Annotated in this window: 14 protein-coding genes; 5 read left to right on the top strand and 9 right to left on the bottom strand. The window is 54.3% G+C overall.

Annotated elements, in window-relative coordinates; genetic code table 11:
* The 7 genes from D5S03_RS06645 to D5S03_RS06615 all read right to left on the bottom strand — a co-directional run.
* A partial coding sequence (locus tag D5S03_RS06645) for an MFS transporter (RefSeq protein WP_287043092.1) occupies nt 1-1958 on the bottom strand: 1958 nt, incomplete at its 3' end.
* Nucleotides 1955-3064, bottom strand: coding sequence for a hypothetical protein (locus D5S03_RS06640; RefSeq protein ID WP_287043090.1), 1110 nt, complete (start codon nt 3062-3064; stop codon nt 1955-1957). The genes D5S03_RS06645 and D5S03_RS06640, both read right to left, overlap by 4 nt.
* A 7-nt stretch (nt 3065-3071) precedes the next feature.
* Nucleotides 3072-5081 carry a SpoIIE family protein phosphatase gene (locus D5S03_RS06635; RefSeq protein ID WP_287043088.1) on the bottom strand — a complete coding sequence of 670 codons (2010 nt, stop codon included), beginning with the start codon at nt 5079-5081 and terminating at the stop codon, nt 3072-3074.
* 43 nt (nt 5082-5124) lie between these two features.
* Complete coding sequence (locus tag D5S03_RS06630) at nt 5125-5661, bottom strand: cob(I)yrinic acid a,c-diamide adenosyltransferase (protein ID WP_287043087.1); 537 nt, start codon at nt 5659-5661, stop codon at nt 5125-5127.
* On the bottom strand, nt 5631-6956 hold the full coding sequence (locus D5S03_RS06625; protein WP_287043086.1) for an amidohydrolase: 1326 nt from the start codon (nt 6954-6956) through the stop codon (nt 5631-5633). Before D5S03_RS06625 ends, D5S03_RS06630 begins: the two co-directional genes overlap by 31 nt.
* A gap of 24 nt (nt 6957-6980) precedes the next feature.
* On the bottom strand, nt 6981-7220 hold the full coding sequence (locus D5S03_RS06620; protein WP_287043085.1) for an FmdB family zinc ribbon protein: 240 nt from the start codon (nt 7218-7220) through the stop codon (nt 6981-6983).
* Nucleotides 7221-7305: 85 nt separating this feature from the next.
* Nucleotides 7306-7905, bottom strand: coding sequence for a D-sedoheptulose 7-phosphate isomerase (locus tag D5S03_RS06615; protein ID WP_287043084.1), 600 nt, complete (start codon nt 7903-7905; stop codon nt 7306-7308).
* 219 nt (nt 7906-8124) lie between these two features.
* Here D5S03_RS06615 and thrB point away from each other — a divergent pair, with 219 nt between their 5' ends.
* From thrB to D5S03_RS06590, 5 genes are all read left to right on the top strand, one after another.
* Nucleotides 8125-8664, top strand: coding sequence for a homoserine kinase (thrB, locus tag D5S03_RS06610; protein WP_008870010.1), 540 nt, complete (start codon nt 8125-8127; stop codon nt 8662-8664).
* Nucleotides 8643-9245, top strand: coding sequence for a hypothetical protein (locus D5S03_RS06605; protein ID WP_353745149.1), 603 nt, complete (start codon nt 8643-8645; stop codon nt 9243-9245). Before thrB ends, D5S03_RS06605 begins: the two co-directional genes overlap by 22 nt.
* 235 nt (nt 9246-9480) lie before the next feature.
* The gene (locus tag D5S03_RS06600; RefSeq protein ID WP_144311496.1) at nt 9481-9930 is read left to right on the top strand and encodes a hypothetical protein; all 450 of its coding nucleotides are present in this window, start codon (nt 9481-9483) and stop codon (nt 9928-9930) included.
* A gap of 79 nt (nt 9931-10009) precedes the next feature.
* A complete protein-coding gene (locus D5S03_RS06595; protein WP_287043082.1) occupies nt 10010-11530 on the top strand; it encodes an ATP-binding protein in 1521 nt (506 codons plus the stop codon).
* Between the two features lie 69 nt (nt 11531-11599).
* The gene (locus tag D5S03_RS06590) at nt 11600-13141 is read left to right on the top strand and encodes a DUF4139 domain-containing protein (protein WP_287043081.1); all 1542 of its coding nucleotides are present in this window, start codon (nt 11600-11602) and stop codon (nt 13139-13141) included.
* A gap of 12 nt (nt 13142-13153) precedes the next feature.
* Here D5S03_RS06590 and D5S03_RS06585 read toward each other — a convergent pair whose 3' ends face one another.
* Together D5S03_RS06585 and D5S03_RS06580 are read right to left on the bottom strand one after the other, a co-directional pair.
* Nucleotides 13154-13885, bottom strand: a complete 732-nt coding sequence (locus D5S03_RS06585; protein WP_287043079.1) for an RsmE family RNA methyltransferase — start codon at nt 13883-13885, stop codon at nt 13154-13156.
* 19 nt (nt 13886-13904) lie between these two features.
* Nucleotides 13905-14558, bottom strand: a complete 654-nt coding sequence (locus tag D5S03_RS06580; RefSeq protein WP_287043077.1) for an adenylyl-sulfate kinase — start codon at nt 14556-14558, stop codon at nt 13905-13907.
* Nucleotides 14559-15073: the final 515 nt, after the last annotated feature.

Genomic DNA, 15073 nt, shown 5'->3' with positions numbered 1-15073 from the left:
GCTATGCCCAGCATTATGACCATGACCAGGATGGGTATGAAACCGCTGAAAAGGGCGAAAGAAAGCATTGCCCCGGCAGTTATGAGCCCGCCCAGGAGTATGAAGTATTTGCGAAGATATACCTGGGGGAAAAGATGCGATATAAGCGGGCCTGCAAAAACGAGGCATATGCCGTAGCACATGATCACCCGGCCTATATTGGACTGCAGGGCGTCAATGCTGCTCAGGTAAAGGGGGACAAAGAAAAACAGAAATCCCACCAGGACCAGCTTGGCCGGGATGGCCTGCAGCCAGAGCACGGCCGCGAACTCCCTGTCCCGGAAGACCTGGAAAAGCTGGGAGGCTTTGAAGGGAAGGCTGAAGCCCCCCGACGATTGTGGTTTTGCCGGCCTGAACTCCCCCCTGAAGACCAGAACTGCGAAAATCAGGGCCAGGCAGGTGAACAGGGCGCTTACATAGAACACGTTTGCATAACCGATTCTTTCCGCCAGCATGGCCCCTATGACCGTGCCGCAGATATCCCCGCTGAAAAAGGCGGCCAGGAATCCGGCCATGCCCATGGACCTGGCCTTGAGGCTGGTATTGTCAATCACGAAGCGCTGGCAGCACATGAAAACCACGCCCAGGCCCACAGCGGCCAGGCAGCGAAATACTATAAGCCACAGAATATCCTGGGCCATGGCAGTGAGAAAATGTCCTGCAGCATTAAGTACAAGTCCGATTATCAGAGGTCTGAACCAGCCCCTGGAATCGGTCATGGATCCGGCCAGGGGCATGGATACGGCCATGGTAAGCATAAAAGCGGCAATGGGCAGGCCTATTATCATCTCCCGGGACAGGCCCAGAATAGGCTCATAAAGGGAGTCAACATACATGGGGAAAAAGGACAGGCTGAATCCGTCGGCCATGATGAAAAGAAAGATAAGAGGCCTGATGAGGGAGTAGGGGACAGACCCGGAAGCTTCATCCCGGTCTGCTGCAGGTGCCCGGGTCCTGCTGCCGCCTTCCATGCTTATGGCCAGGTCACTCCAGTAAGTGTTGACCTTTTGCAGGCAGGCCCTGATTTTCTGCAGGGCAGCCTGGGGTGCTTCAGCACGGCTGGATTCAGGTCCGTCAAGCTCCTGAACCAGGCCGGATATTTTTTCTGTCTGCTGCCGGGGCGGTGCAGAAAGCCCCTGGGACAGATCCGGAAGAAAGCCCCGCAGACCTGTGGCAAATCTCTGGGCCTGGTTTTTTATTATGGAGTTATAATAATCCGCCAGCACGCTTATCTCGCCCAGGGAAGCGTACTTGTCCTTGTCCACGGGCATAAGCCGCGGATAGTTGCGGGAGATGTCCCGGCGCAGCACGCTTAATGGGTGGCTTATATAGTAGATGACGAAAAAGGTGAGAAATTCAAAGGTCAGCAGAAGAGAGGTGAACATGACTGTGAGCATGTCCCACATGATCTGCCTGGACTGGGCGTGGATGACGCTTCCGGAAATGTGCATGTTGATGTGGCCCTGGATCTGCCCCTGCGCCTTCAGGGGCAGGGATATGTCCGTGTCTTCAGGAGTCAGGCCCTTGCGGGACAGCTCAGAGACGTAGGGCTTGTGGACAAAATCGGACTTGCGGGTGCCGGGCTCAATGTCCAGGGCCTGGTCATGGTCGGCAAAAAAAAGTGTATAGTCCCTGGTGTCGGTGATCTCCATGAACTCTACCTCAGGCAGGTCGGCGAGGATATTTTCCAGGTTGTCCTCAAGCCTGGCTATCCTCTCGAGAGAGATGCCCATGTCCAGGACATATTCCAGGTCATTTTTCAGGTTCTGGCCGGCGCTCTGGGCCTTTTCCCTGATGGTGCTCACGTGGCTGGACTGAAAAGCATTTATATTGAAATAAGAATACGCAGCCTGCCCCAGTATGATCACCGCCACAGCCACCAGGAACACATTTACTTTCAGGCTCAGGTCCGGTTTCATAAGCCGCCTCCCCTGCCTGATGTATCAGCTGAAGGCTCTTTGAAGCCTGATGCGTACCTCCCCTCTTTAGTTTCGCCAAGGACTCCGGCGGCCTGCCGGCTGTCCCTGATGATCTGTTCCAGTTCAAGTCTAAGATCATGGGGTATTTCTTCGTTTTCCAGGTGCCAGGCAAGCTCGCTGCTGCAACTTTCCAGGCCGTCTGCAATTTCTTTTAAAGAGCGCCCTGGGGATTCTGCGGCCTCTTTGCCTCTCGATTCAAGTTCCAGGGCTATCTCCTGCAGGTAGCTGCCAAGGCTTAGTATGTCGTTGCGAATTATCCTGGAATCAGGAAATTTCTGGGTCAGGGGCGTCCGGCCGGATCCGGGCGCAGCAGGCCCGGCCTTATGGGTTTTTGCGTCTTTTAAAACCGGGCTCAGCCGGCTATCCGCTTCTTCATGGGGCACGTTCTGTGTGCCGGCTGTTTCGTGTTCCCGGGTAAAGGGCAAAAGGGCCTGCCTGATTCTTACCAGGTCCTTTCTGATGGGGCGGACCACGAAAAGACCCAGAAGGCCCACCAGAACAAGGGCGGTGCCCCCCAGGGACCAGCCCAGGCGGTTCAGGGCACCCTTGATCATCTGAGTGATGCGCTCCAGTATCACTGCCTGGGAAAAGGAGAGGAGCAACCCTCCGTGGGTCTGTTGTTCAGCCCTGTGGACTATGGGCAGGTATAAAATGTATCTGTCCCGGTCAAAAACGGCGTGGGGTTCCTCTTGCCCCTCAAATTCCTGCGCATGCCGGGCAAGAAGACTGGAACCATTTTCTTCTGCCCCCTTGAAATAGATTATTTCCCCGGGTTCCATGCTCACGGCCACGTTTTCCACCCTGGGGTTGGAATCCAGGAACTGAGCCAGCATATCGTCCATGCCTTCAAAGGCGTCCAGGGGCTTGCCCAGCAGGATTCCGCGCTCAATGTCCTGCTTGAGGTTTACCGCCCTGGATTCCATGATGGATACAAGGGACCTGGAGTATATCTTCTCAAAGGAGGAGATGCTCAAAACGGAATTGAGAACCAGGGTAAAAAGAAGGATGGCCAGGGTGGCCGTGAATATCTTCAGTCTGAAGTGCATGTGATCCTTACCTGTCCGGTTTTAAGGAAGCGCCGGGACCGTAGTATCTCAGAACAAACATGGTGATGTCGTCGGACTGGGGCACATCTGCCGAGAATGTCCTGATCTCTTTGCGGATGTCATGCAAAAGCTTTTGCAGTTCCTGGTTTTTGGCCTGCATGGCCGTCTGCAGCAGCCTTTCATCGGAAAAGAGTTCCTGTTTCTGGTTCATGGCTTCGGTAACGCCGTCGGTATACAGAAAAAGGCTTTCACCAGGGTTCAAGGTTACCAGAAGCTCCCTGTAGGGCAGGTCTTCCATGGCCCCGGCCACAGGGCCGCTTATGCCCTTGACAAAAGAAAGCCCGCCCTGGGCATCCATGTGTATGGGCAGATTGTGACCGGCATTGGCGTATCTGATCTCGCCGGTGGACATGTCCAGGATGCCGATAATGAGGGTGACAAACATGCTCTTGGGGTTGTCCCTGCTCAGGTCGTTATTCACCCGGGCCATTATCCCTGCCGGGGACTTTTCCTTGGCGGCATGGCTCTGGATGAGGGTCCTGGTAATGGCCATATACAGGGCCGCTGGCATGCCCTTGTCTGATACGTCTCCCACTGTGAAACACAAATGCTGCTCATCCAGCAGGAAAAAGTCATACAGGTCGCCACCCACCTCCCTGGCAGGCTCAAGAATGGCGAAAAGATCAAACTCCCTGATGTCCGGGAAGGCCGGAAACTTCCTGGGCACTATGCTCATCTGAATGTCTCTGGCCAGGGAGAGTTCGCTTTCGTATCTCTCCTTGGCTGCAGTGGTTTCCAGGAGCTTGCGGACATTTTTTTTGAGCTCTTCCTGCATGTATACAAATGAGCCGGCCAGCTCGCCCACTTCGTCATGATGCTTCCTGGTCAGGGCAATGATCTTTTCCGACTCAAAATCGTCCGAAGCCAGGTCTTTGCCGGCCAGATCCCGGGTGTGCCCGGCCAGCAGGGACAAGGGCCTGGATATGTGGCGCACGAAAAATACGGCTGCCAAAGCCCCCAAAAGGAAAATGCCGGCAATGAGCCACGACTGTCTCTGGACCATGCCCTGGGCAGGGGCCCTGATTTCGGCCTCGGGGATCATGGCGCTCAAGTACCAGTCCAGAGGCCTGAAGTACCTGGTCAGGACAATCATGGATCCCTGACCGGTATCCAGGGTGCTGCGGCCGGTTTCGCTCTGGAGACTTTGCCGGGCCAGACCGGGCAGGTGAGGGGCAAGCTCCTCTTCATGTGCAGGTTCGTGGGGCGGGACCACCATCTCCCCGTCCTCCCGGAAAATAAAAAGTGATCCGCTTTCAGCCAGGCTGACCTGCCTGAACTGCTCCTGCAGCTCCTGAATCAGTTCCTGCATGCGGTCCTTTTCAGCCTCTTCAATGGAGGATATGTCCACGAATGCCCCCAGGACCCATTCCAGCCCGGGAAAACTGCTCAGGTAGGCCAGGTTCTGGTCCTTTTCAGTCTCCTTTGATTCCGGGGAAAAGACAATGTATTGCCTGCGGGGGCTTTCTTCCCTGTTCACGGCATCTGAAATGGGTTCTCCCCTTAAGTCCTGCATCTGGTCCAGGTTTTGTCCCTCAAGGCCTTCCCGGGAGGAAAAAATAATGTCTTGGCCTGGATCAGCGACAAAAAATTCAGTGTCGCCTTGCCCAAGGGCCTGCAGCCACTCTAAGAGTTCATCCTTGCCGGATTTCTCGAATTCCCGGGCCGGGGTCTCTACCGGTGCATCAGGCAGGTCCAGGCCTGAGAGGATCATGCGTACTTCGCGGTGCAGTCGGTCTTTGGCCCGGTCTATACTGCTGACCCGGTCGAAGATAAGTCCCCTGTAGACTCCCTGGATATTGAGAAAGACGGAATTGAGGATGTTTTCGGCATTGTTCTGTTCCAGCCTGGTCACTTCCCTGCCTACATCCCGGTGCGTAAAATAGATGATGACTGCAGCAGTAAGCAGCAGGATAAGAGCAATAATGGCAACAAGCCTGGAGCGCATGGTTTTGAACATAATAAATGCTTGCGGGGTTGCTGCCTTACATTTGCAAAGCGTTTTAAAACTCTATGCCTTTGCGGGCGGAAATGTTCTGCTCAAAGTGATGCTTGATCAGGTGGATTTCTGAAACCAGGTCTGCTCGATCCCTTAACCATTCCGGGAGATCCCTGCCGGTAAGCACCAGGTTGGTGCCTTTATCCCGGGCTCCGTCCAGGATGAATTCCAGTTCCTGGCGCTGGATGAGCCCGCGGCTTAGAGCATACAAAACCTCGTCCAGGACCAGCATTTCCGTGCCGGACTGGATCTTGTCCCTGGCCCAGTCAAGCAGGGTCAGGGCCTTGTCCCGGTGGCGCTCATGATCCCGGCCGTCCCGGTAAAAGCCCTCCCCGGAAGCCAGAAACATATCCGGGGAAAGAAGCTTTTTGAGCACATTCTGCTCACCGGACTGGGAGTCACGCTTGAAGAACTGCCCGAATCCAACGCTCATGCCGGCACCCAGGGCGCGTACTGCCTGGCCCACCGCGGCTGAAGTCTTGCCCTTGCCTTCCCCGGTGTAGACCAGGATCAGGGCCTGTTTTTCATTTCTTTCTCCCACTCTTTCATCTCCTCTATGATTTCATCTTCTCCGGGTACTTTGCGTCCCTGCATGAGTACGCGTCCGTTGCAGATGGTGGTGTCTATGCATTCGCTGGAGGCGGAGTAGACCAGGTTGGAAACCAGGTCGTGGCGCGGAATCAGGCTGTAATGGTTGAGATCCACCAGGATGCAGTCGGCCAGCATGCCCGGGGCGATTTTTCCCATGTCCAGGCCGAATATGCGGGCCCCGTTGCTGGTGGCAAAATCCAGGGCCTGGCCCGCGGTAAACAGGGTGGGATCCAGGTAAAGCTGTTCCAGAAAACTGCTGTCGCCGGATTCAACCATGTTGGCCGGCAAAACGCGGTTCTCGAAGCTGGAGAGCTTGGCCTGCAGGGCGGCGACCTTCATTTCCTCCAGCATGTCCAGGTTGTTGTTGGAAGAACAGCCGTCCGTGCCCAGGCCTATGCAGATCTCACGCCTGCTCATTTCCCGGAAGGGAAATACCCCGGAGCCAAGCTTCATGTTGGATACGGGGTTGTGCACCACCTTGACCTCGCGCTGGGCCAGCAGGTCCATCTCTTTTTCGCTGAGCCAGATGCCGTGGCAGGCGATGATGTTGGGGCCCAGAAAGCCTAAGCTGTCAAGGTATTCAACAGGGCGTACCCCGTGGGCGTCTAAGCAGTCCTGGACTTCCTTGCGGGTTTCTGAAAGGTGGATGTGTACCAGCATGTTTTGTTCCCGGGCGAATTGTGCCACCCAGGTCAGGGAATCCCTGGATACAGTATAGATACCGTGGGGTCCCAGGGTATAAATAATTCGTTCATGCCCCGGGTTTTCCCGGAAAAATTTCCTGGTGCGGGAACGGAACTGCTTGGCCTTGGACGGATCGCCGAAATCAATGAAAACAGAGGACAGAGCGGCCCGGATACCCATTTCCTCCACGGCTTTTGCGGTGGCCGGCATATGCCAGTACATGTCGCAGAAGAGGGTGGTCCCGGTCTTGATCATCTCCAGGCAGGCCAGCTTGGCCCCGATATATATGTCGTTGAAGGTGAGCCTGGACTCAAAGGGCCAGATGTGATCCTGAAGCCAGGTAAAAAGCTCCAGGTCGTCGGCATAGCCCCTGAGCAGAGTCATGGCTGCGTGGGTGTGTGCATTGATAAACGAGGGCAGTATAGCCCGGTCTCTTCCGTCCAGGACTTGAGCCCCCGGCTGCTCAAGGCCGGGGGCGATTTCGCTGAAGCGGCCGTCCTGGATGAGGACATCAACGATGCGGTCCCTCAAAAGGACATCTTTTATGAGCAGGGAAGACATGCAGGTCTCCTGAGAGGTTCAGGTTCAGCAGGTTGAACAGCTTCCGCCGGCGCATCCGCCGCAGCCCGAGCCCCTGGAGGTTACGGCATTGGCCGAAGGACTGCCTTCCACCACCGGACCGCCAGTTCTGAACTTGCAGGCGGATATGAGCTTCTGGACGCCGGAGCTGCTGCACCCGGGGCAGTTTACCGTCTCGCCTTCCTTCAGGATAAGCTCTTCAAATTCTAATCCACAATCGGTACAGACAAATTCATGTAAAGGCATTTATATTTCCTCCATTCTATATCCTGTAATTATTCAGCACGCCTTGCATCTACCTCGACACTTTTTATGGTACACAGATATTTACTTACAGCTCGTGAGGAGTCTCAAAAAGGTAGTGATCCACAAGCATGCAGATGATGTGCCCGGCGGCAATGTGCACCTCCTGGATGATGGGGGTTGATTCCTCGTCCACCACGAGCAGGTGAGAGCAGCATGCCTGCATGGGCTCCCGGCCCTTTTTACCCGTGAGCCCCACTGTGACCATATCCAATTCCAGGGCCTGATGCAGGGCCTTGTTGATATTGTCGCTGCCCCCGGAGGTGGATATGCCCACCAGGATATCCCCGGAGCGACCCAGGGCCTTGACCTGCTTTACGAATACCTCGTGGAAATGATAATCATTGCTTATGGCTGTAAGTATCGAGGTATCCGTGGTCAGGGCAATGGCCGGCAAAGGTGGCCTTTCCAGAAGAAAGCGGTTTACGAATTCAGCCGCCAGGTGCTGGGCATCAGCCGCGCTGCCGCCATTTCCGCAGAAAAGCACCTTGCCCCCGGCCACCATGCTTGCGGCGATTGTTCTGCTTATGGCTGCAAGTTCTAAAGCGTTTTTCTCGAAAAAAGCGTCCCTGGCCCTGGACCCGTCCCGGGCGTGGGCATGAATAATATCCAGGCTTTTGTCCTGCATGAATTCTCCTGGAAAGAAATTGGCGGTCTGCGCACGGGCTATTGCCCGGGCGTTCTTGATCCCGGGTTATCGGCCCCGGGGTGTTTATAGGCGGTACAAAGACTTTGGTCAATTCCCATGCCTGTTCAAATTTGGATGGAGTTGGCCCTTTTCTTTTGCCGCTGATTCAATTATTCAATATTGACAGCTTCATGGCTAAGTGATGCCAGGGTCTATCAAGTGTCGCAGAACAAAGAAAAAAAGATACTGCAGCAATCCACCTGTCTGATTTTAATCGGTATGCCGGGTTCGGGCAAGTCCACCCTGGGCAGGATTTTATGCGCAGACAGAAGGTGCGCCTGGGTTGATACGGATTATCTGATTCAGGCCTGGTGGGGAATGCCCCTGCAGGCTGTTTTAGACCACCTGGGCCTGGAGGGATTTCTTGATGCCGAGGCGGAACTGGTAAGTTCCATAAATCTGCATCAGGCGGTCATTTCCACTGGAGGAAGCGTGGTTTATCGCCCCCGGGCCATGCAGCACCTGGGAAGCCTTGGCCGCATAGTTTATCTCAGGGCCGGACTGGAGGTCATTTCTAAGCGTATCAGCGATGCCCGGGACAGGGGCATGGCGGTGCAGAAGGGTTTCAGCCTGGAGCAGGTATACCGCCAGCGCAGGCCTTTGTATGAAAAATATGCCCAACTGGTCCTGGATACGGATAAAAAAAGCCCGGAGCAGTGTGTAGAGGTTTTAAGACAGTGGCAAAAATTAAAAAATTGATGCCCAGGGTGGTTTTCAATAAGCTTGAGAAGCTGTACCAGGAGATGCAGAACAGTTATGATCAGGTAGCAGCCGAAACCGGGTTTACCTGCGATGGGTGCCCGGACAACTGCTGCAACAGTTTTTTCAGGCATCATACCAGGGTGGAATGGGCCTATTTCTGGAAAGGCCTGGAGCAGTGCCGCCCGGAAATACGCCGGGAGATCGTGGAGCGGGCCGGGGAATACGTGGAACAGATGAACACCGACCTGTCCCAGGGCAGAGATCCCTTGATCATGTGCCCGGTAAACTTTGATGGCTGGTGTGTTTTGTACCATCACAGGCTTATGATCTGCCGCCTGCACGGGGTGCCCAGCACCCACACCGCTCCCGGGGGGCGCTCCCGGGAATTTCCGGGGTGCTTCAGGTGCCGGGAAAAGACAGAGCATCTAAGCCATGTCCCCAGGCTGGACCGGACCAGGTTTTATCATCAGTTGGCCTGGCTGGAGCAAAGCTATGTTGGTCCAAAGATAGTAAAAATGGACAGGGTTAATATGACTTTGGCGGAGATGATTATGCATGGACCGCCTTTTAAGCAGTAATTGATGGATTTAGAATTAAGGAATTAAGGAATTAAGGGATTTATGGATTGGGGGATTGGGGAATTGAGGAATTCAGGAAGATTATTGGTTATGTAGCAGGGGTTGTCAGCAGGGGGTGACGGGCGGAGGTCCTGTTGCCGGGAAAAGCAAACCAACGGGGGCTACAATGGATAAAAGCATGCCCAGATACATTCTGCTTTTGTGTATTATAATGATGTTGGCCGGATGTTCGTATATGAGCGTGAAGCATCTGAGTTCCAATCCACTGAGCTTCGACCAGGAGGAGGAACTGCAGATGCGCTACTGGGACTTTGCCTACGTAAATAAGGTGAAGAATGATCACTACCATATCCAGGGCACTGCTTATCCCAGGCAGGAAAACCTTCCCGGGTGGGGCAAATGGATGCACAACCTGTGGATTACCGCCTATCTAAGTGATGATGATGGCCGGGTACTGGCCAGAGATCTCAGGGTGTATCCTACCCAGGAGCTGGATCCGCAAAACGGGGTACCCATGGATTTCAGGCTCAAACCGGACAAAATGCCTGGATCAGAGGACATATATATCACTTTCGGGTATCGGATGCAGTTGACCGAGGACCGGTATGTTGACCCGTCCTCGCAAAGACCTCTAACCGGGGAAAAGAGCGTGTTTTTTGCAAGCGAAAAGGCTCTGGCCAGGTGATGCCTGCTTTAAGCGGCCGGACCGGGCTTTACGGCAATTGATATTGATCTAATTTTCAATATGTTCCAAGAGGCAAGCAATGTCCCAGGAAGAAGATTTTTTGCACCAGGAGCAGCTGTGCATACTGGAAGAAGTGGAGAAAGGCTTCAATATAGGCATCATCGGTACGGGTACCGGGTTTGAATCCATCCTGCAGCTGACCCGCAACCCTGACCTGGAAGAGTTTTTTCCCAGGCTCAATCTTGTCGCCCTGTCCCAGCCCTACTCCAGGGACAGGCGTCTGCGAAAAGCCCTGGAAATGGGGGTGAAGCTCTATGAATCCCACCATGATATGCTCAAAGCCCACCCGGAAATAAATCTGGTCATAGAGCTGACAGACAAGCAGCACATGGTCAAAAAGCTGCGCAAGAGCCTGCCGGCCAATATTTCCATGGTGGATCACAATGCAGCTACCTTTCTGTGCGGGATGCTCATCATGGCCGAGGTGAGCAACAAGTGCAGGCTGAACCTGAACCAGCAGCGGGCGCTTTTCGAAGCGGTTACGGACCAGATCCAGGATGACATGCTGCTTCTGGACACCAACGGGATAGTCCAGGACGTGAACATGAATGTTGTCAAGAGGCTGGAAAGGCAAAAGGAGGATATTGTGGGCAAGTACTGCTGGGACGTGTTTGCCTGCTCTGATGATTATGCCGGACCGGGCTTCAGCAGCACTGAATGTCCTTTTCGCAAGACCCTGGATGAGAGCCGGCCGGCTGAGGCCATGCAGACCTGGGTGGATGAGCAGGGCCGGGCACATTATTTCAGAATCTATACCTACCCGGTCTTTAACGGGGCCGGGCAGCTTACCAGGGTGGTGGAAATGCGTCGGGACATAACCGTGCGCACAGAGATGGAAAAACGCCTGCAGCAATCAGAAAAACTCGCAGCCATAGGTGAGCTTTCCACCTATATCGCCCATGAAATCAGAAATCCTCTTTTTGCCATCGGGGGCTTTGCCAACGCAGTGCTTCGAAACCCTGAGCTGGACGCAGTCTCCCGGGACAAGGTGAACATAATCCTGCAGGAATCCAGGCGGCTGGACAAGATCCTTAAAAGCATCATCAATTTCGCCAGGCCCACCAGTCCGGAGCAGCAGGAGCTAAACGTCAACAAAGTTCTGGAGGATATCATGCACCTGTTCAACATGACCTGTGTAGAGCAGGGTGTTCATGTGGACTCCAGCCTGGACCAGGGGCTGGCCAATGCCAGGGGTGACCCGGAACTTTTGAAGCAGTGTCTTATCAATCTGGTCAAAAATGCCCTGGAGTCCATGCCTGAAGGCGGCACCCTGACTATCCGGACTTTTATGGAAGAAGAGTATGTCGGGGTGGAGGTGAGCGACAGCGGCAAGGGGATACCCAAGGAAATCCGGGAAAAGGTTTTTAACCCCTTCTTTACCACCAAAGAGGCCTCTGGTGCAGGACTGGGTCTGGCCATGACCAAAAAAATCATGGACGATATGGGGGGCAGCATCAACCTTTTAAGCCAGGAAGGCAAAGGAACCAGTATCACCATACGTATCCCGCTTTTCCCGGCTATGCCCGAGGAGATGGAGTAGCCTGTCCTGTGCAGGACTTTTCCTGCTCAGTTGCCAAAAAGATCTTTTTATTAATTCAAGGAGATTTTGATGCCTGTAAAGTGGATGAATCTTTTGATCTGTCTGTTGGCGCTGGCGGGAATTTGTCTTCCAGCACCTTTTAAGGCCCAGGCATCTCCCAGGGAGGCTCTGATCTTTCCCGATTCCGCCCGGGTCTGGGATGCCGGGGAGTTTGAAGTGCAGGAAAGAGAAGGCCGGACAGCAGTGAGGCTGGAGCTCCCGGCCCAGGCTGATCCTTCCACTCTGCTGGTGCGCCCTGAAGCTCCGGAAGATCTTTCAGTGGCAGATGTGCAGTGGTCCAGGACAGACCCGGAAGATTCCAGGCGGGTCCGGGAGCTTAGACAAAAGCTCCAGGAGCACGAAAGCAGCAGACAGAAGCAGGAAGCTGTCCTGAAGGCTTACCAGGCCCGGACAGCCTTCTGGGAATCCCGCAGGGATCACCATGAGGAAGCAGACCGGATGGACCAGGCGGCTGCCAAAATCTTTGAAGCTTTGAAGCTTGCTTATCTGGAGAAGTCCGAGGCTGGGAATGAACTGGAGGAAATTGAAAAAAGAATCCAGGAGCTGCAGGACAGACTGAGGGAAATTACGGGGCCCGAGCACAAGACCTGGGAAGTGCTGGTGTTTCTGGAAGGTGCAGACAGCTTAGAAACTGCAGGTATAGTCTTTGATTATATCCTGTCCGGGTGCGGATGGGAACCTGAATACCGGCTGCAGGCGGATTCCGCCGAGGGCTGGGTGCAGTTTACCTGGAATGCCAGGGTCTGGCAGAGCAGCGGCCATGACTGGCAGGATACCCGCATCAGTCTGGCCACCCTGGAGCCGCAGACTGACCTGGACCCTCCCCGGATTCCGGACTGGATTGTCCGCCCAATACCGGAAGCAGGCCTGCCCGGACCCAGGGACGTCAGGATGTCTGTAATGGAGGCTGCCGCGGATAAAGCACCGGTCCAGGAGCGCCGGGGACAGTTTTCCGTCTGGCATCTGGGAGAGCAGGATCTGGCAGCCGGGGAAAGGCCCAGGATAAAGATCCAGGAGGAGACCTGGCCTGCAGAGTTTGTACGTCTGCTGCGCCCCAGCAGAAGCAACAATGCTTTTTTGCGGGCACAGTTGGATCTGGATAAGGTTCAGAACATTCCGCCAGGCGAGGCCGTGTTTTTTCATGACCAGGCCATGGTGGGCCGCCGGGATTTTAGTTTTACTGGAGCGGAGAAAGAGATTTATTTCGGCGAGGATCCCTTTGTTACTGCAGAGACCATCACCAAAGCCAGTGCCTCAGGTACCAGGGGGATTATCCGGGAGCGCCAGACCTACAGGTGGCATTTCCTGGTGAATGTGCACAACCATCACGACCATCCCGTGCGCATCAGGCTGGAGGAACCAAGACCGGTTCTCGGTGACGACAATATGCAGGCATCATTCGACCTGACCCCTGAACCGTCGGAAGAAACAGAGTCCTTGTTCATCTGGGAAATGGATCTGGGCGGGGGAGAAAAGGGCGAGGTGGATCTGCAGATGCAGATTCAGGCACCCGGGGATATGGATGTGGACTGGGGCTGGAGAAGCAGGTAGCTGTTTTCGGTCTCAATGTTTACCTTCTTCCCTGTGCCTGAAGAACATGTCCAGGCATAAAACGCTAAGGGCCGCCGTTTCCCAGCGAAGCACACGGGGGCCAAGGGAAGCGGGCTTGAAGCCGGCCTGCATGAGCACCTGCAGTTCTTCCTGTGTAAGTCCTCCTTCAGGTCCGATGGCCACCACCCTGTCCGGTTCTGGGCCTGCTTGGTAAAGACTCACTAGGTCGTCCTGGCATTCCTGCTCCCACAGGGCGATTCTTACAGGTATATTACGGGCGTATTGCACCAGTTCCTGCACATTCCCGGAAAGAAACACAGGCTCAGGGAACCAGGGGTTGCGGCTTTGTTTGGCAGCCGTGACTATTTTTTTATGCCAGTTTTGGTAACTGGCATTGTCCATCCTGCCCTGGCTGTTTTTGCCGGTCCAGAAAACAAGCCTCCATACTCCAAGTTCCACGGCCTTTTCCAGAAGCCAGGAGCGCCGGGAACTTTTGTTCCAGCCCAGAGCCAGGTGCAACCTGGTCTGGGGTTTTGGCACCCTCCAGATATTTTCCGGAAACAAACCGGCTTCTTTCCTGCTGCTGGTACGGACCTCGAAAACACCCATTCTGCCCCGCCCATCCAGGACACGGATCTTTTCACCGGCACTAATGCGCAGCACCCGGCTTAAATGGTGTGCTTCATCAGACTCCAGGCAATAAGGCTCCTGCCACTTTTCCGGGGGTAGATAAAAGGTGTGCATTGACAGTAGGGCTTGGTTGTTACTTGCAAAGAATGTTTTCCAGGATGAAGTCACTCACTTTCTGTCCGGCTTCCTGCAGGCTCAGGTGGTCGTTTTCCAGGGTCATTTCGGCTTCCGGGTCCACCTCGAACTCCTGGTCCACACCGATGACCATACCCAGTCCGGGAAAATCCCGGCCGGTTTTTTTCCTCTCCAGGGCTTTGTCATAAAGCTCGGCCATGACCTGCCCGCCGGGCCTGGAGCGCTCCCTGTGCATGGCTGTGTCCAGGGTGCAGTAGATATGAATTTCAGCAAAAACAGGGACCCGGTCTCGAACTCTTTTGCGCATTTCAAGCCTGGGGGCGGTGGCGTCCATAAGCACCAGGCGGCCCTGCCGGGCGTACTCTACTGCTTCCCTGGCAAAAAGCCCGTAAGCCTTTTCCCGTTCCTCCCTGGTGTATTCGGGCCTTGGAAAATATTGCTTGCGCCGGTCATCCATGCGAAGCAGAACCGGGTCAAAGCCTTTGTCCCGGAGCATGGACAAAACGAAATCGCAGATGCTGCTTTTGCCACATCCGGGCAGCCCAGTAAACCAGATGACTGTTCCGGATTGTTGCGGATCTCTGCCTGTATTTCCATTCAGCCCGGATGCTGCACAAAAAAGACCTGGTGCTACAGCGGCAATTGTCTGCATTAGCCTGAACCCCGCCTTGGCTTTTGAAAAGTTTCAGATGTATTTACGTTGTTCAGCTTATCAGGGCCTGCCCTGCAGAGCAACTTTATTTCCCGGCCTGTGGTCCTGGACATTACGTAACCATTCAGGTGATGCCGGAAACACGCCTCTGGCATGACTGGGGACAGTCCCCGCGACACCTTTTCTCCTCACAAATACAAAAATTACAGACGCGAGTTTTTGTGAACCTGCACATTTAGTACTTAGCGAGGGACAGTCCCCACTCACGCCAGAGGCGTGAGTGCCAGTAATCAACACCCATGATCCCCTGAATGGTTACGACATTGCAGAGGAATTGTATGCTGCCAGGACGTCAGAGGAAGTTTATTTTTTAATTATAACAATATGTTGGATGAAAATCGATATTTTTTTGAAAATTTTCCTTGACAGGGGTTGCCGTATTCACTTAGTTATCTCGCAACGCACATATCAAAATATCTTTATATGGAAATAAGTTGGATATCGTTAGACTGTTT

Origin of the sequence: Desulfonatronospira sp. MSAO_Bac3, assembly GCF_003838035.1 — a bacterium.
GTDB classification, from domain to species: domain Bacteria; phylum Desulfobacterota; class Desulfovibrionia; order Desulfovibrionales; family Desulfonatronovibrionaceae; genus Desulfonatronospira; species Desulfonatronospira thiodismutans.
The sequence above is the reverse complement of the archived record's forward strand: the minus strand, read 5'-3'. Positions and strand labels throughout refer to the sequence as shown.